At 33.2% G+C, this 18,936-nt stretch carries 11 protein-coding genes; 6 read left to right on the forward strand and 5 right to left on the reverse strand.

What is annotated here, in order from left to right:
* Positions 1–18: 18 nt before the first annotated feature.
* From D1815_RS14155 to galE, 6 genes are all read left to right on the forward strand, one after another.
* On the forward strand, positions 19–1,608 hold the full coding sequence (locus D1815_RS14155) for a RagB/SusD family nutrient uptake outer membrane protein (RefSeq protein ID WP_118387738.1): 1,590 nt from the start codon (positions 19–21) through the stop codon (positions 1,606–1,608).
* A gap of 92 nt (positions 1,609–1,700) precedes the next feature.
* Complete coding sequence (locus tag D1815_RS14160) at positions 1,701–5,063, forward strand: VCBS repeat-containing protein (RefSeq protein ID WP_118387740.1); 3,363 nt, start codon at positions 1,701–1,703, stop codon at positions 5,061–5,063.
* Positions 5,064–5,092: 29 nt separating this feature from the next.
* Positions 5,093–6,859, forward strand: coding sequence for a glycoside hydrolase family 36 protein (locus tag D1815_RS14165; protein ID WP_118387742.1), 1,767 nt, complete (start codon positions 5,093–5,095; stop codon positions 6,857–6,859).
* A 223-nt stretch (positions 6,860–7,082) separates the two neighbouring features.
* Positions 7,083–10,262 (forward strand): glycerol kinase GlpK, encoded by a 3,180-nt coding sequence (glpK, locus tag D1815_RS14170; RefSeq protein ID WP_118387744.1) that lies wholly within the window; start codon positions 7,083–7,085, stop codon positions 10,260–10,262.
* 48 nt (positions 10,263–10,310) lie between these two features.
* Positions 10,311–11,957 (forward strand): solute:sodium symporter family transporter, encoded by a 1,647-nt coding sequence (locus tag D1815_RS14175; RefSeq protein WP_108805035.1) that lies wholly within the window; start codon positions 10,311–10,313, stop codon positions 11,955–11,957.
* A gap of 93 nt (positions 11,958–12,050) precedes the next feature.
* A complete protein-coding gene (gene galE / locus D1815_RS14180) occupies positions 12,051–13,067 on the forward strand; it encodes a UDP-glucose 4-epimerase GalE (protein ID WP_118387746.1) in 1,017 nt (338 codons plus the stop codon).
* A gap of 92 nt (positions 13,068–13,159) precedes the next feature.
* On the opposite strand, the gene D1815_RS14185 is transcribed toward galE, so the two are convergent.
* From D1815_RS14185 to D1815_RS14205, 5 genes are all read right to left on the reverse strand, one after another.
* Positions 13,160–15,235, reverse strand: coding sequence for a peptidylprolyl isomerase (locus D1815_RS14185; RefSeq protein ID WP_118387748.1), 2,076 nt, complete (start codon positions 15,233–15,235; stop codon positions 13,160–13,162).
* A gap of 289 nt (positions 15,236–15,524) precedes the next feature.
* Positions 15,525–16,793: a hemolysin family protein gene (locus D1815_RS14190; RefSeq protein WP_118387750.1), complete on the reverse strand. Its 1,269-nt coding sequence runs from the start codon at positions 16,791–16,793 to the stop codon at positions 15,525–15,527.
* Entirely contained in the window at positions 16,793–16,990 is a 198-nt protein-coding gene (locus D1815_RS14195) for a hypothetical protein (protein ID WP_081415691.1), read from the reverse strand. The genes D1815_RS14190 and D1815_RS14195 overlap by 1 nt, the downstream gene beginning before the upstream one ends.
* Before the next feature lie 10 nt (positions 16,991–17,000).
* Entirely contained in the window at positions 17,001–17,558 is a 558-nt protein-coding gene (lptC, locus tag D1815_RS14200; protein WP_118387752.1) for an LPS export ABC transporter periplasmic protein LptC, read from the reverse strand.
* A complete protein-coding gene (locus tag D1815_RS14205; RefSeq protein WP_027394974.1) occupies positions 17,558–18,931 on the reverse strand; it encodes a lipopolysaccharide assembly protein LapB in 1,374 nt (457 codons plus the stop codon). The genes lptC and D1815_RS14205 overlap by 1 nt, the downstream gene beginning before the upstream one ends.
* Between the last annotated feature and the right edge of the window lie 5 nt (positions 18,932–18,936).

The following is an 18,936-nucleotide window of genomic DNA, read 5'->3' on the forward strand; positions in this document are numbered from 1 at the left end:
CAAAAAAAAGAATACGATATGAAAACCATTAAAAAACTATTCCCTTTCATAATGTTATTACTTTTTGTAGTAATATATTATAGTTGTAACGAAGAAGATCTTAATATTTCTAATCCGAATAATGTAGCAGAACCTGAGTTTTTTCAGACCGAAAATGACTTCAGACTTGCTGTAAACGGCATGTATCACCCAATAACTGCTGTATTATTTTGGGGACGAGTTATTCATACAGGTGCTATGCTACGATCGGATGCTTATAATGTAATCCCATTCCAACAAAATACAACGATGTCTACATTAGAAGGGCAACCAGGTATTTCTAGATGGGCAGTAGACTTGTATCCTCAATTGTATCAATCTATTGCTAGGGCCAATAGAATTATTGAAGAAGATGCAGAAAATAATGTGTTATCTGGAGACGTTCAAAATGAAATTTTGGGACAAGCACATTTTCAGCGCGCATTCTGTAATTGGTATTTATTAAATCTCTTTGGAACCCCTCCACTTGTTATGCAAACACCAGACACACAAAATCCGGAAGAATTTTTCCCAGCTAATGCTACACCTTCAATGTTTAATGAAGCTATTATCGCAGACCTTACTGAAGCGGTAAACAGACTTCCCCAATCCTGGGGAGCAGATGATTTAGGCCGTCCCACAAGAGGAGCAGCACTCGCCTTAAGAGGAAAAACATATTTATATATGGAAAATTGGGCAAATGCTGTTACAGATTTTACAGAAGTAACTAGTCTAGGATATTCTTTACTACCTTCAAATAATTACGGTGATAACTTTTCATCTAATTCTTCAGTAGAAAATAATTCAGAATCTGTCTACGAACTTCAGTATGTTGGACAAGACAACTTTGTTTGGGGAGCAGATTCGCCACTTACTGGCTCGCAATCCAATTGGTATATTGATTATTCTCCCCCTCATGTAAGTTTAGATCAAGGTCATGTCATAAATCCACATATTCTTCAAGTTTTCGACGATAATGGAGACACCGTAAGAAGAAACAAAACAATTGCTTTTGATTATCCCGGTGCCACAGGATATGGAGGGGCACCATTTACAGATGATTTTGCTTCAAGTATTGAAATTGCAGAGAATCTAGGAGTTCCAGCATTATTTTCTAGGAAATATGCAGGTTTGGATGAAGGTATGTCTAGTGCAGAAATCCCTGGTTTTGGACACACACTAGGAACTAACTGGAGAATCATACGCTATGCTGACGTATTATTAATGTTAGCAGAGGCTCTCAATGAAAATGGAGGTGCATCAGATGCTATACCGTTTATTAATCAAGTAAGAGAACGTGCACAGATTTCTTTATTACCTAATACTTTATCTAAAGAACAAGTAGAACAAGCCATTATAGATGAACGAATTATGGAATTAACAGGAGAAGGCCATCGTTTTTTCGATTTAGTACGCTGGGAACTAGCGGATGATATATTAGGTCCTGGTTCAACTATATCTGCAGGTCGTCATCCTAAATCTCTTGCAGGGCCAGCAGCTGTATTTACTACTGGACAAGATGAACGTTTATGGATTCCATTACCAGAATTACAAGCCAACCCTAACTTGAAACAAAATGATGGTTACTAAACCTATCTGATTAATTGTTGTTTATTGTTTTAGTCAACCAAGCAAACCCTTACTTTGGGTTTGCTTGGTCTTGAAAATCTAATACTATCTTTTTGAAAAAAAATGTAATCCATATCATATTAATTCTGTTATTTTTTGGTTGCAAAAAACGATTGCCAAAAGATACTCTATTCACTCTTGTACCATCTTCGCACAGTAGTATTCTTTTCCAAAATACAATCACCGAAAATGATAATATCAATGTTATAGATTTTCAATACTGCTATAATGGTGGTGGTGTCGGTATTGGTGATTTTAATGAAGATGGATTGTCGGATATTATTTTTACCGGAAATCAAGTAACTAGCAAGTTATATCTAAATCTAGGTAATTTAAAATTTAAAGATATTTCTATCGAATCTAATTTTAAAACAAATTCATGGATAACCGGGGTAAGTATTATAGATATCAATGCGGATGGGTTGGATGACATCTATCTTAATGTTGGTGGAAGTAATTGTAATAATGATTGTAATAATCTATTGTTTATAAACCAAGGTTTAAGTAAGAAGGGAATCCCTCATTTTAAAGAACAAGCTTCAATCTATGGACTAGATGATGGCAGTTATAGCCAACAAACTGTTTTTTTTGATTATGATTTAGATGGCGATTTAGATGCATATATTGTTCATAATGGTAATACCAAAAGAGATCGAAATACTCCTATACCCAAAATTTATCAACCTAAACATTTATCCGATTACTTATTAGAAAACAAAACTTTAAAAAATACGAATCAAATATTTTTCTCTAACGTCTCAGATAGTATGGGTATCACTCATAAAGGATTTGGATTAGGAGTAGCTATTAATGATTTTAATAACGATAATTTACCCGATATCTACATTAGTAATGATTTTATTACCAATGACCTTTTGTACATCAATAAGGGTAAAAACAGTAACGGAATTCATCTTGGATTTAGCGAAATGAACCAACAGGTTTTATCAAAACAAACCTATAATGCAATGGGAGTTGATGTAGCAGATATTAATAATGATTTATTACCGGATATTATGGTGGTAGACATGTTGCCTAATGATTATCAGAGACAAAAGAAAATGTTAGCTTCTAACAATTATGATAAATATTTATTATCCAAAAGAAATGGATATACTCCGCAATATGTTCACAATACACTACAAATTCATAATGGCCTTATCAAAGGTCAAATATTACCAGCATCAGAAATTGGATTCGCTTCTGGCATTGCCAGTACAGATTGGAGTTGGGCACCACTAATTGCAGACTACAATAATGATGGAAATAAAGATATTTACATTACAAATGGTTATGTTAAAGACATTACAGATCTTGATTTTATTAATTATTCTGGACATAATAACATCTTTGGAACACCAAATGCTAGAAAAGAAAAATCCAAAAATCTAATTGAACAACTTCCAGGAATTCATCTTCCGAATGTAATCTATGAAAATAAAGGTAATGCTCAATTTACCGATGTTTCCTCTCAATGGATAGATAAGAAAAATTCCTACTCTAATGGCTCCGCCTACGCAGATTTAGATCAAGATGGAGATTTAGATTTAATCGTAAACAATATAAATAGTCCTGCATTTATACTAGAAAATCATATATCGGAAAAAAACAAGAAGTTTTTAAGAGTAAAACTAAAAGGAACAGATAAAAATAAAAATGGAATTGGGGCAAAAATTACCTTGTGGGATAATGGTACTAAACAAACACAATATCAATCCACCATCAAAGGATATTTATCTTCTGTAGAGCCAATTATTCACTTTGGTTTGCATTCAGAAAAAGTTGATTCATTAAAGATACTATGGCCTAATGGTGCTATTAGTTATAAAAAAGATATTCCATCGAACCAACTTATAATTATTGATCATCAAAATTCTTTTGATAATCCTTCAGAAAAAGAAACTGATCTTTTATTTCAAAAAGATATCAGTACCTTTTCATTTGCACATACCGAAAACTATTTAAATGACTACCTACAACAATCCTTATTAAGTCATCAATTTAATTCTTTGGGTCCATGCATTATAAGTGAAAACGTAGACAATAAACAAGGTGAAGAAATCTTTATTGGTGGCAGTAAAGGTTTTTCTGGCACTCTTTTTAGCGAAAACCAAAATGGTGTTTATAAACCTAAGCAGAAATTTGACACTAAATACGAAGATACAGCGGCTTTATTTATTGATATAGATTATGATGGAGACAAAGATTTGTACATCGGTAGTGGTGGAACTGATGCTGGAAATAATGACGAACTATTAAAAGACAGAATATACATTAATGACGGAACTGGTTCTTTTTTAATAAGTGAAACTAAAACTCTTTCCAAAATAATAACAAATACAGCTTGTGTGACAGCAGACAACACTGATAATACGGGTATACAAAATATTTTTGTTGGAGGCAGTGTATTAACAGGGAAATATCCACTTTCTACTCCTAGCTATTTAATCACTAATCAAAAAGGCAATCTTTCCATAAACAACAACATTCCATTTTCTGGATCAGGAATAGTAACAGATGCTACCTGGGCGGATATTAACAATAATAAAACTAAGGAACTTATTGTAGTTGGACAGTGGATGCCAATTTCTATATATCAAATCGATACAAACAAAGCAAAAGAAATTCCTATAAAATGGATAGATACGCAAGGAAACACATTGAATATGTCTGGTTGGTGGAACAGTATTACACTTGCAGATATTGATAACGATGGTGATCAAGATATACTTGCAGGTAATCAAGGTATCAACGGATACATCAAGCCAATGTTTAATCAAGCCGTATATGTGTACAAAAAAGATTTTGACAATAACGGAAGTATTGACCCCTTGCTAGCGCAGTATTTCAAGACACCTAATGGATTATCATTGCAACCAATTCACACTAGGGACGACGTCATGAAACAATTAGTGAGTTTAAAGAAACAATACCCAACGTATAATGAATTTGCTAAAGCTAATTTTAAAGAATTGTTGAATATTAATAATTTAGAAGAAGAAACTTTTAGCGCTCATATATTTCAATCTATTTATGCAGAAAACATAGGTAACAATACTTTCAAAGTCACGTTTTTACCTGAACCTTGTCAACAATCTCCTATCAATAATTTTCTTGTAGAGGATATTGATCAGGATGGTTTTAAAGATGTGTTGATTGTGGGGAATGATTATTCCGCAGAAGCAAGTTATGGCAGACACGATGCCATAATAGGAATCTATTTAAAGGGATCAGAAAAAGGTTTCATCCCTACAAAGAATAATAAGACAGGTTTTCTTGTCCCCAAACAATCTAATCATATTATTTCTATGCAAAACAGGAACAATGAAAAATTAATTCTTGCTACACAAAATAATGATAGTACAATGGTATATCGAATACAGAGTAAAAAAAGAAATGCTTTGGCAAAAAACTGATTTTACCAAACAATAAAGAATAAAAACGAATGAAAGAAGTAATTACTCATAATATCGAGGTAATACAAGAGTCCAAAGATTTTCAAGTTGACATAACGCTACTTGAAGAACAAAATGGAGTCACTATATATAATATAAATTTCACATCCAAAACTACATTTACACCCCAAACGGTAACCTTTAAATGGAAGATTCCCGCGGTTAATATCAAAGGTGTTTGGAAACCTACTACTGATTTTGCAAAAAGAATCATGGATGATTGGGAATTGGATCATATGGAATCAAGAATTTCTGTTGATTCTCCAGTAATTTCATTATTTGGCCATGACGACAACAACGTTATCACCTTTGCTTGTTCTGATGCAATAAACACCAAAAAACTTAATGCCTTATATCGAGAAGAAGATAACTGTATCTATTGTCACATATCGTTTTTTACAGAAAGACATCATTCAATTTCTAATTACAATGCACAACTAAGAATAGATCAAAGTGATCAATCTTTTTCAGAATCTCTAAAAAACGTAGGGAAATGGTGGGAAAGTTTCGAAAATCTTACCCCAGTTACGGTCCCTGATTTAGCAAAAGTCCCTGTTTATTCTACTTGGTACCAGTTCCATCAAAAACTAAATATAGAAACCCTTATTGAGGAGTGTAAAATTGCATCTGATTTAGGGTATGAACTAATAATCATTGATGATGGATGGCAAACCAAGGATGAAAATAGAGGATATGATTATACTGGAGATTGGTATCCAGAAAGAATTCCTAAAATGAAACATTTTGTGAGCAAAATTCACGCTACAGGAATGAAACTAGCTTTATGGTATTCTGTTCCTTTTTGTGGTAAAAAATCAGAAGCTTATAAAAAATTTAAAGGTAAATTCCTTACAGAAGAACATCGTTGGGCTCCCGTATTTGACCCAAGATATCCAGAAGTAAGAGAATACCTAATAAATTTATATGTAAATGCCTTAAACATGTGGAGAATTGATGGATTCAAACTAGATTTTATTGATGAATTCAAAGTATACCCTAGCACCAAACTAACCAAAGAAAACGGAAGAGACTATTCCTCCGTAAATCTAGCTGTTGATCGATTAATGACTGACATCATAAGTTCCCTACACGCAATCAATCAAGAAGTTGTAATCGAATTTCGTCAAAAATATACCGGTCCAGCCATGCGAAAATATGGAAATATGTTTAGGGCTTTTGATTGCCCAGGTGATTCTTTAATGAATCGCGTACGTATCACCGATATCAAGATGATTTGTGGAGATACTGCTGTACACAGTGATATGTTTACCTATCATAAAGAGGAACCTCTAGAAATAAAAGCATTACAACTGGTAAATATTTTATTTGGAGTTCCACAACTTTCTGTATTACTACAAGAAGCAACATCAGAAGAATTATCTATGATACATTTTTATACTCACTATTGGAGAAATCATTCACAGATTTTTCTTAAAGGAAACTTTATACCACAAAAACCTTTGGCTAATTACCCAATACTCAAATCTTCTCTAAATGATCATACAATTATAGGAGTGTTTGATAACTATATAGTTGATTTTAATGAAATTACAAATAAAATTGACATCATCAATGGTCAATTAGTTACTAAAATTGTGCTAAACAGTGATAAAAATTATGGAGCATATCATTGTACGACTTACGATTGTACAGGAAAAATAACACACGAATGTAACTTAATGATTCTCATTGGAGTAGTTCAGATAAAAGCTCCAGTTTGTGGATTGATTAGATTAGAAAAAAACACCGGATCTTAAATGATTTCATTAAAAAAATCAATAAAATCATCAATATACCTTATAAAAAATAATACAAACGATTGCATTTTTTTTAGTTCGTAATTATCTTTTCAATTGCTTTAATAATTCAGATATTTATAATCAATTGACCAATCTTCTAAAAATAACATTGTTTTTTTAGAAGATCACAAAGAAATCATCAACCAAGAAAGTATATAAAAACAAAGTCAACTATTCACTGATGGATAAAAAATATATCATTGCATTTGATCAAGGAACAACTAGTACTAGAGCTATTATTTTTGATAATAATGGCAGTATTTGTGGCATCTCTCAAAAAGAACTAACACAACATTATCCTCAATCTGGATGGGTAGAACATGATCCTGAAGAAATTTTTCAACATCAAAAAAACGTTTTTGAAGAAGTATTAGCTACATCTAAAATAAGTATTGATCAAATCGCTGGTGTTGGAATCACCAATCAAAGAGAGACAACAGTTGTTTGGGATAAAACTACAGGGAAACCAGTACATAACGCTATTGTTTGGTTAGACAAAAGAACTTCTAACATTTGTAAAAATCTTAAGTCTATTGGTTTAGAAGATTATGTTTCTAAGAACACCGGTTTGGTAATTGATTCTTATTTTTCTGGCACAAAATTAAAATGGATTCTAGACAATGTAGAAGGGGCAAGAGAAAAAGCTAACAAAGGAGATCTGCTATTTGGTACAATTGATACCTGGCTAATTTGGAAATTTACAAATGGATCAAGACATGTGACGGATCATTCCAACGCATCTCGAACAATGTTATATAATATCATACGATTAGAATGGGATGAAACTATGTTAAATGCATTAGACATTCCTAAGGAAATGTTACCCAAAGTTCAATATTCATCATCAGACTTTGGAAATATTTCTTATCAAGGAAAAGAGATTCCGATATATGGAGTTGCCGGAGATCAACAAGCATCTTTATTTGGCCAAGGTGGTTATAAATCAGGAATTGCTAAAAACACCTATGGCACAGGCTGTTTTTTATTATTAAATACAGGAAAAAAAGCCTACCATTCTAAGAATGGCTTATTAACAACTTTATGTTGTAGTCTTCCTGAAGATAATATCAAATATGCGCTCGAAGGTAGTGTTTTCGTAGGGGGTGCTTCTGTACAATGGCTTCGTGATAAATTGCAAGTCATTTCTAAAGCTTCTGAAACAGAAGAGATCTGTATATCTACTCCCTCTTCTAAAGGTTTGTACGTTGTTCCTGCTTTTGCCGGTCTTGGAGCTCCTTATTGGGACATGAATGCTAAAGGAGCAATATATGGACTAACATTGGATTCCGGTAAAAATGAAATTATAAAAGCTACTGTAGATGCCTTAGCCTACCAAACTCGTGATGTATTAGATGCTATGGTCGAAGATAGTGGTAAGCTAATGAAAGAACTTAAAGTAGATGGAGGCGCATCTGCTAACAACTATTTGATGCAATTTCAGGCTGACATCCTCAATGTAGAGGTTGATCGACCAGCAATGTTAGAAGTTACAGCACTTGGTGCTGCATTCCTGGCAGGAATAAAAGCTGGGGTTTGGACTAAAAAAGACATTTCCAGAATTAGAATTGTCGATACTAAGTTTAAACCCCAGATTAATGAACACGAAAGAAGTAGAAAATATAGTGGATGGAAGGACGCAGTAGAACGCACAAAATCTACCAATGCAAAAATGCTATCTGTAAAAGAACAAGGTCCTATACGTTTTTCTATTCTAGACCGACACATACAATTACAAAAAGCACAAACTACCAAATATGATCTCTTTATTATTGGTGGTGGTGTGACCGGAGCCGGAATTGCTTTAGACGCAGCTTCGAGAGGCTTAAAAGTATGCCTGGTAGAAAAAAACGATTTTGCATCCGGAACCAGTAATAAGTCTACAAAACTGATTCACGGTGGACTACGATATCTAAAACAAATGGAAATAGGTTTGGTAAAAGAATCAGGAAGTGAGCGTGCTATGGTTCATAAACTTGCCCCTCATTTAGTCGTTCCAGAAAAAATGTTATTACCTTTAATAGAAGGAGGTACGTATGGAAAGGTGATGACTGCAATCGGACTCAAAGTATATGATTTTTTAGCAAATGTAGAAGGAGATGACAAACGAAAAATGCTAAGTATTGAAGAAACAATTGCCAAGGAACCTTTATTAAATAAAAATGGACTTACTGGAGGTGGTTATTATGCAGAATATCGTACAGATGATGCGAGACTTACCGTAGAACTTCTTAAAAAAGCAGCTTCATATGGAGCAAACATCATCAATTATTGCGAAATGACTACCTTTAACTATGATACTGAAGGAAAAATAAAAAGTTTAGAGTGTTTAGAATATAATTCGAATAAAAAAATAACTATAAAATCCAGAAACTATGTTTCTGCAGCAGGTCCTTGGGTGGATTTATTAAGAGAAAAAGATCACTCTATGAATAACAAGTATTTACACCTTACAAAAGGTGTACACATTGTTTTTTCGCGAGAACGATTTCCTCTTACACAAGCTATCTATTTTGACGTATCCGATGGAAGAATGATTTTTGCTATCCCCAGAGGTCGCGCAACATATGTAGGAACTACAGATACCAACTACAAGGCTAATTTAAACCGGGTAGTAGCTACACAAGAAGATGCTCAATACTTATTAGACGCGGTTAATAATATGTTCCCTTCTGTACAACTAACTGTAGATGATATAGAGTCTAACTGGGCTGGACTACGACCACTGATACACGAAGACGGCAAAGACCCTTCAGAATTATCCAGAAAAGACGAAATATTTATTTCTAAAACAGGATTGATTTCAATAGCTGGAGGAAAGTTAACAGGGTATCGTAAAATGGCGCAACGTGTTATTGATGCAGTTCTTAAAACAATGAGCTCCAAAAAAAGAGAACAATTCTCAAAATCACATACACAAAATATACCACTTACTAATGATCCATTAAAAGATACTGAAGAAGTGGATAAATATCTTCTAGAAATTAATCAACAGCTAAAAGATCTAAATATACAGGATGAATACTACGGATGGTATTTAGCCACTACATATGGCAAACAAGCTAATACTATTATTGATAAAGTTGGTTACTTTTTAAACGATTCTATTGAAGAAAAATTAATACGATCAGAAGTCTGGTATGGCGTACATCATGAGATGATAAACGGTTTGGCAGATTTTTTTGTGCGACGAACCGGTAGACTCTATTTTGATATTAATAGTGTTCGTCGATATCGATCATTAGTACAAGAAGATCTTATAAAATATTTACATTGGGATGAACAACGTCTGGCAAAGGAAAATGAATACCTAGATTTGTTATTACAGGATGCATCCACTTATTATGAGCAAGAAATTGCTTAAATTAAAAACATATAATCATCTGATTTATCAATTTAACACAAAACTTGTATGGGCATATTATCATTTATCGGATTTACATTACTTGTAGCAATATATGCTTGGTGGAAAACTCGGAGTACAGACGAAAAATCTGCTGATGGGTATTACTTAGGAGGCAGAAGTCTTGGTGCTATCACTATTGCAGGTTCATTATTACTTACCAATTTATCGGCAGAACAAATTGTTGGCTTAAATGGTCAAGCATTTACAGAAGGTATTCTGGTAATGGCTTGGGAGACACTAGCTGCTATTGCTATGATACTTACAGCTATATGGTTATTACCAAAATACATGAAAGTTGGTATTACCACCATTCCAGAATTTATAGAAAAACGTTTTGACGAAAACACAAAAGCAATACTATCTGTTTTATTTTTAATTGCGTTTAGTATTGTGTTGCTACCTACAATCCTTTATTCTGGATCATTAGCATTTAGCACTATGTTTGATTTACCATCTTTATTAAATCTATCCCAATCTGCTACTATTTCGCTTTGTGTATGGAGCATTGGATTGATTGGGGTTATATATGCAATTTTCGGAGGATTAAAAGCTGTTGCCGTGTCGGATCTTATAAATGCAATAGGTTTATTAATAGGCGGGTTATTGATCCCATATTTCGGATTGAAGTTAATTGGTGATGGAAACATGATGAATGGTGTACAAACTTTGTGGACAGAAAATCGAGATAAATTTAATGTAACTGGAGGAGTTACTTCATCAATCCCAGTAGGAACTATTTTTACAGGAATGATGATTGCTCAAATGTATTATTGGGGAACCAATCAATCTATATTACAACGTGTTTTTGGTGCTAAAAGCTTAAAAGAAGGGCAAAAAGGTATGATGCTTGCTGCCTTTGTAAAATTTTTGATACCAATAATTGTTGTGCTTCCTGGAATTATTGCTTGGAATGTTTTTAATGGAGAACTTGATTCTGCAGATCAAGCCTATCCAGAATTAGTGCGAAAAGTTCTTCCTCCTGCGTTACTTGGTTTTTTTGCCGCTGTTCTTTTTGGAGCTGTTCTAAGTTCTTTTAATAGTTTATTAAATAGCAGCGCCACACTATTTGGATTTGACCTTTACAAAAAATTCTTTAAGCCTAATGCTAATGAACTTCAAACAGTAAAAGCTGGAAAATTATTTGGACTTATTATAGCCATAATTTCCATGACCATTGCACCATTTATAGCAAATGCTCCAGAAGGATTGTTTTCCTATATCCAGCAGGCATTAGGAAGTTTAAGTGTTCCTATTTTGGCGGTTGTTATCATTGGTATTTTAACAAAAAAAGTTCCTGCTATCGGTGCTAAAATAGTCCTAATTGCAGGAGTACTTATGTACTTAATAAGTTTACTCATTCTTGGCCCTTATTTTACAAATGAAGCCTTAGTAGAAGCTTCTATTAATGGCATTACAGATGTAGATCAATTAGCCATTATAAAAGCTGAAGCATATCCTCATTTTTTACATATTATGGGTATCTTATTTGTAATCAATGTAATTATCATGCTGATCATTGGAGTACTAAAACCAAAAACAGAAATTTACACACCTATTACCACGGATGTTATAGACACTACTCCTTGGAAATATGCTTTGATCACTGGAGGGATTATTACAGCTTTAGTAGTGAGTACATATTTGATTTTCTAATTACTAAAACTTATTCCTAATCTATTTTTAGTTATATATCATATTGTAGTAACTTTACAATATACTTTAGTAAAAACTCTTGAAAACAAAAAAATGAAAATACTAGTTACCGGTGGATTGGGGTTTATCGGATCGCATACCGTTGTAGAATTACAAAATGAAGGATATGATGTTGTCATCATCGATAATTGCTCAAACTCTACTACAGAAGTTTTAAAGGGCATTAAAACTATTACAGGGAAAGAAGTTATTTTTGAAAATTTCGATCTTAGAGAAAAGGATAAAGTTGAAGATTTTTTTAATCGCCACGCTGAAATTGAAGGAGTTATTCATTTTGCCGCATCAAAAGCTGTAGGAGAAAGTGTAGAAAATCCCTTATTATACTATGAAAACAACATAAGCGTTCTAGTTTATATTCTTAAAGAACTACAGAAAAAAGACAAAACTAGTTTTATATTCAGTTCTTCTTGCACTGTGTATGGACAAGCAGATGAGCTACCTATTACCGAAAATGCTCCTGTTAAAACTGCAGAATCTCCATATGGGAATACAAAACAAATAGGTGAGGAAATTATAAAAGATACTTGTAAAGTAAAACCAAACTTAAACGCGATCGCATTGCGTTATTTTAATCCTATTGGAGCCCATCCTTCTGCAGAGATTGGAGAATTACCAATTGGAGTTCCACAAAACTTAGTTCCGTTTATTACTCAAACAGGAATTGGACTTAGAGAACAACTTTCGGTTTTTGGTGATGATTATCCTACGGAAGACGGAACTTGCATAAGAGATTATATACATGTAGTAGATCTTGCAAAAGCACATGTAGTAGCTTTAGAACGTCTAATAAAAAATAATAACACTTCTAATTATGAGGTATTTAATGTAGGAACAGGAACTGGTAGTTCTGTGCTAGAGGTTATACAGTCATTTGAGAAAGTATCTGATAAGAAATTAAACTACAAAATTGTAGACCGAAGAGAAGGTGACATTACTGCTGCTTATGCAAATACAGACAAAGCAAATAACGAATTGGGCTGGAACGCTAAGAGCAGTCTTGATGAAGCATTATCTTCTGCCTGGAAATGGGAACAAAAAGTGCGAAAATAATACCTTAAAATTTAATCATACTAAACAAAAAATCCTGAAGATTATTTCTTCAGGATTTTTTTATTTAAAATATCTTCTTACTAAATCTTTTATTAATAGAAGTTAGCTCTTTTATCTTCTATCTCAGCAGCTTCTTTTAAAGCATTAAACACTCTAGAATTAACTGCGTTGGCTTGTGTCTTAGATTCTTGTGCAGCATAACTCATATATGTGTCCAATCCACTAGCAGGAGTTTTCTTTGTTATCGAAACCACATAAACTCCATTATTTCCTACAATTGGTTCAGAAACTTGACCACTCTCTAAAGCAAATGCAGCACCAACAACTTTAGGCTCTGTTCCCGCTCCACTTATCGTAGGTGTTTTCATATTTAATGCGGAAGCAGTCTTAACTGTTTGAGATTGATTTTTAGCAATATCTTCTAATGTACTTCCTGAAATTTTCTTTTTAAGCATTTCAGCTTTTTTCTCCTTAATAAGAATAGGTTTTACAGAAGTACTTGCGTCTTCTACTTTTTGGATTCCTTTAGATGCTTTTGCCGTAAGCTGTACAACAGCATATCCGCCAGTAACATCAAAACGTTTTACATCTCCTACCTTAGTTTCTTCCTTAAATGCCCATTGAACAATTGATCGTTGTGCACCAATTCCTGGAATATTTTCTGCTAACTCACTTATTTTATTTACTGGAAGAACATTATATTCACTCTCTTTTGCTTTCTCAGCAAAATCTGCATCTTTTGTAGCAATTTGAAATTTAGTAGTTTCCGTAAAAATATCGTTAATAGTTTTTTCACTAGCTTCAATTTCTCTAGCGATAGTCCCAACCTTAACAGCTTTTTGTTCATTCTTCTTATCCTCAATAGTAATGATATGATATCCAAAAGCAGTTTCTACTACTCCCATATCTCCAACATTGTTATCTACAATGTAATCATTGAATGCCGGTACCATTCTTCCTGGAGGGAAATAACCTAAATCTCCACCTTTATCCTTATTAGAAGTATCTGCAGAAAAATCTTTTGCTAATGTCACAAACTTAGTTTTATCAGTCTTAACAATGCTTAACAAACTATCTGCAAGTGTTTTTGCTTCTTCCTTAGTTCTTTCAGTATCACCAGCTGTACCTAAACCTTTCCAAGACACTAAAATATGGCTGGCCTTTAACGAGTCATGTAACTGTTTTTGAGCAACAACTTTAGAGATTTTAATGTATTTTCCATCCTTATAAGGTCCATAAACCTCTCCAACCGGAACATTATATAAAGTATCACTAACAGTAGTTGGTAAATCTTTCTTAAAAACAAAACGGTCTTCATACTTTAAAGCAGATCCACTATCTAGGTTAATAAATTCTTCAATATTTTCTGCAGTTTTTAGACCTTCTATGACTTTAGTTACCTCTGCTATCAATTGATCTTCATCTTGCTGACTTGGCTCTTCTTTAAAGAATACATATCTCATATTTCTAGAAGCGTCCGCCTGATATAAGTCAGGATGCTTGTCTACATAGGCCTTAATCTCTGCATCAGATACATTCACTTCAGTGTCTTGTATTCCAGAAAATGGAAGCTGAACATATTTTATATCTACAACGTCATTTTCCATCTTATAAGCTAGCTCTCCCTCTTTAAGAGTTACTCCAACTCCAGCTTTAATCATATTTAGATACGTTTCTTCTAAAGCTCCTTTACCCAAAGATATTTTATAGTCTGTCCATTGTTGATAAGCTACAGGATTTCCTTTAATACTAGCAACGTATTCTTGCATCTTTGCCTTATCAAATACTCCAGCTTCGTTTTGAAAAGTTGGGTTATTTGCCAATCCTTCTTCTAACAATTGATTTACCTGATCTGCTCCAGCTCTAATTCCTAATTCTTCAAATTGTCCATCAAAAACGATCTGTCTAACTTCTTGATTCCAAACATAATTTACAGTCTGTAAATTTGATCCATTACCTCCAAAATTTCTAGATGCTGTCTCGACTTTTCTTGCAAAATCAGTTCGATCAATTTCTTTCCCATTTATTGTAGCAATAATATTTGCTGCTTTTTGAGAAATAGCTCCACCATTTCTAATCAAATCTGCTAAGACGAATGAGAAAAGCGCTAAAGCGATAATCACAATTAAGAAAACGGAACGTTGTCTGATTTTATTTAAAACTGCCATTTTAAGTTTAATTTATTGAAATATAGTGGGCGAAAATACCATTTTATTAGAATATTACCAATTAAAGACAGAAAGTCTTTACAAGTTTTTTTGCTTTTTATTTTTGAATAGATCTTTCAATTAATTTTAGTGAATAATTTCTCCTTAAAACAAAACTTATCTATTTGATTAAAAGAACACTACACGTATTTCTTGTTATCAACATAATGATAAGTGCTTTTCGAAAAAAAACTAATTGATTAAGAATAATAAGAAGACAGATATCAAATATACGTCTGTTTACGAATCATTAATCCTCTAACAAGGTTTTTAATTCTACAATCTCAATTTTAGTGTTGGAAGTTTCAATAATATTGATGATTACTGAGTCAATATTCACAATATCTCCTCGTTCTGGAATTTCTTCTGTATGATTAACTATCATTCCACCAAGTGTTTCGTAATACTCACTTTCTGGAAGGTTTAGCTTGTAGGTTTCATTGATATAATCTACTTCCATTCTAGCAGAAAAACGATAATGATTTTCATCTAGTTTCTCCTCTATAAGATCTACAGAATCATGCTCATCCTCTATCTCTCCAAAAAGTTCCTCTACAATATCTTCAACTGTAATAATACCACTTGTTCCACCATATTCGTCAATCACAACAGCAATACTTTTGTGTTTTTTAGTCAAAAGATTAAGCACATCTTTAACATACATGGTTTCTGGAACAAAAACTACTGGCAACAAAATAGATCTTATAGACTTCGGCTTTTTAAACAATTCAAAAGAATGTACATAACCAATAATATCATCAATAGTTGCATTAAACACCAAAACTTTGGATAAACCAGTATCAATAAAAAGTTGACTAACCTCTTCCAAGGATTGAGATTTTTCTATAGCAATGATTTCTGTCCTCGGAATCATAACCTCTCTAGATTTTACGTCCGAAAAATCAAGTGCATTTTGAAAAATTTGAATTTCGCTATCAATTTCATCATGTGCTTCGACAGTTTCCATTTGTTCATTAATGTAATCTCCTAATTCAGTTTTTGTAAATGCTAATTGCACCTCATCCCCATCTGTTTTAAGAAATTTCTTAAGGACAAAATCCGATATCCAAATAACAAAGGATGATATAAACCAAAATAATAGATAAAAAAAATAAGCTGGTAACGCAAATACTTTTAGCAACGTATTGGCATAAATCTGAAAAAAAACTTTGGGCAAAAACTCTGCAGTAAGCAAAATAACTAGTGTAGAAATTATAGTCTGTAGCAACAAATTAAAACTTGGTGCCATGCCTGGATAATACCCTTGAATAAAACCCATGAGTAATTCTCCCATGTAAAACCCATATACCACTAAGGCTATATTATTACCTACTAACATTGTGGCAATAAACTTAGACGGCCTTTTCGTTAACCTGGATAAAATATTAGCAAGAAAACCATCTTGCTTTTTTTCTATTTCAATATGAATTTTATTGGACGAAACATAGGCGATCTCCATCCCAGAAAAAAAAGCGGAGAGAATAACAGAAAGTACAATTACTATAATTTGTAGCTCCATTAATTATTGTCCTTGTTATTGGCATCAAATCTTTTTCTGAAGTTTCTTTTGAAGAAAAACATAAAAACTGCCACACCAGCAAAACATAGATACAAAATACTACGACTATCTTCTTTTCCCCATTCTTCATACGCTTGATACAGGAAAAAACACATAATAGCTAAATAAGCAATTTCAAAAAATCTAAAAATTTTCATCATTATAAATTTATTCTTCGACGAACATTATTCCTTCATTGATGCGAGAATTCAAGATAGTAAAATCCTGATTAGCATCAAAACCATCTGCTTCGTTAACAGTACCATCTGGAAGAATGCTTTTATAAGGTTGATCAGTAAATACCCAGTTAATACTTTGATCCCAATATAACTGACGTGCCATAAGATGAGTACTATCTGCAGTCTTAATATCTACATTTCCTCTCATATCAATAAGCCCTGTTTCTTTATAGAATATTGCATAATCTGATTTTACAACACTTACTTTTCCATCTTGATCAATCATATCCAAAACAATACCTTCTGGAAACTCCTGAAACCCAAAATTTCTATTGGTATAGTCTTTTATTTTAGGTGTTCTAAGAATCGCAGTAAGTCTCCCTGAATCGGTATACTTTAAATTCACCTCAAAAGCTTCTGAAATAGGAGCATCCTCAGTAATACGATAGTTATTAGTTTTGGACGTGTTTGATTGACACGAAAAAAACAATGTCACAGCAAATGCTGTGACAAAGTTTAATAATATATATGAATTCTTTTTTTGCATTATAGCTTCGGCACTTTAACCGTTTCACCAATCCAACATCCTATTTTTACTGATTTAATTTCAGGATTATTAAAGATATCTGTTTTAGAAGGTGCTTTTGCTTTATAGTTTGCTGCTGTTCCTGCTGCCGTTTTCTTTAAACTAGGATCTACCTTACCAGCTTTTCTAGCATATCTTTCAGCTAACCAATACACTGCTCTTTTACTAAATACATCATCACCACAATTATTAGCACTTTTAGCAACCATTGCTGCAATTTTAAGGTATGCTTGACCAAAAGAAGGCTTATTTGCTAATACTTTTTTATAGTTCGATCTTGCTTTAGCATAACTTCCTCTTTTTCTATATACCTCTGCAATTCGATAGTACACATTTGCTTTATCACTAGCTTTAGTCTCTAATTGTGCGGACTGATTAAAATATTCTAGTGCTTTAGATGTTTTCTTATCCTTAAGCGCTAAAATACCTAAATACTTCGCTGACTTCGCTGATGGATCTGCTTTATGAAGGGCTTCTACCATTTTGAAAAATAATGGATCATCGGTACATTCTTTTGCAGACATTCTACCAGCAGCTCCCTTTAACCAATTAACATCAGTCTTTTTACTTTCGAATTGACCAGAGTAAAGAGGTATCAAGTTTTCACAATCTGCTCTTGCTCCAATTTTTTGATTAATCCCAGCTTTTACTTTACTGTAGGCTCTTAGGTTAATTCCAGCATTTTTTAGACTTCTCTTCTCTTTAGAACTCAATGTTGCTCCAGACTCTTCTTTTTCTGTAAGCGTACTGATTGTTTTTGCTTTTTTACTTTCTTCTTCTTCAATCTTCTCCGTAATATCATCATACAAATCAAATACATCTTGAAGATCCTTCTTACCTGCATCTTGTAACTCTACTAGTAGGTAAAAATAAGTATATAACTTTTTCGCTCCTTTAAAATTAGCTTTATCCTCAGTATACGCTTTATGGAACTCTGCAAATTGAGAATCTGTTGTCCCTATTTTGTTAGCATACATAAGCTGACCTATATCAGAATGCATGTCACCTATTTGAGTTTTAGCAGGGAAATACTGATATCTTTCTTTTAACAAGGCAATAAGTTCGTTCGCATATTGAGTTTTTTCTCCATCAGTAGCTGCCTTTTTTAATTTAGACTCTATTAATTTCTGACCAAACTGGTATGTCGCAACACTATATGAAGGGCATTCTTTTCTTACTTTCCACAAAGGCGCTTCTGCGGCCTCATAATTTTTTACTTTAGCGTGCTCATAGGCAATAGAAGCCGTAGTCGCACAGTCAGTAGCTTGAGCACTAACTCCTGTAGCGCTTAAAACTAATCCTGCTGCTATCGTATATAACACTTTAGTATTCATAGCTG

This window comes from Aquimarina sp. AD1, assembly GCF_003443695.1.
Classification (GTDB): Bacteria; Bacteroidota; Bacteroidia; order Flavobacteriales; family Flavobacteriaceae; genus Aquimarina; species Aquimarina latercula.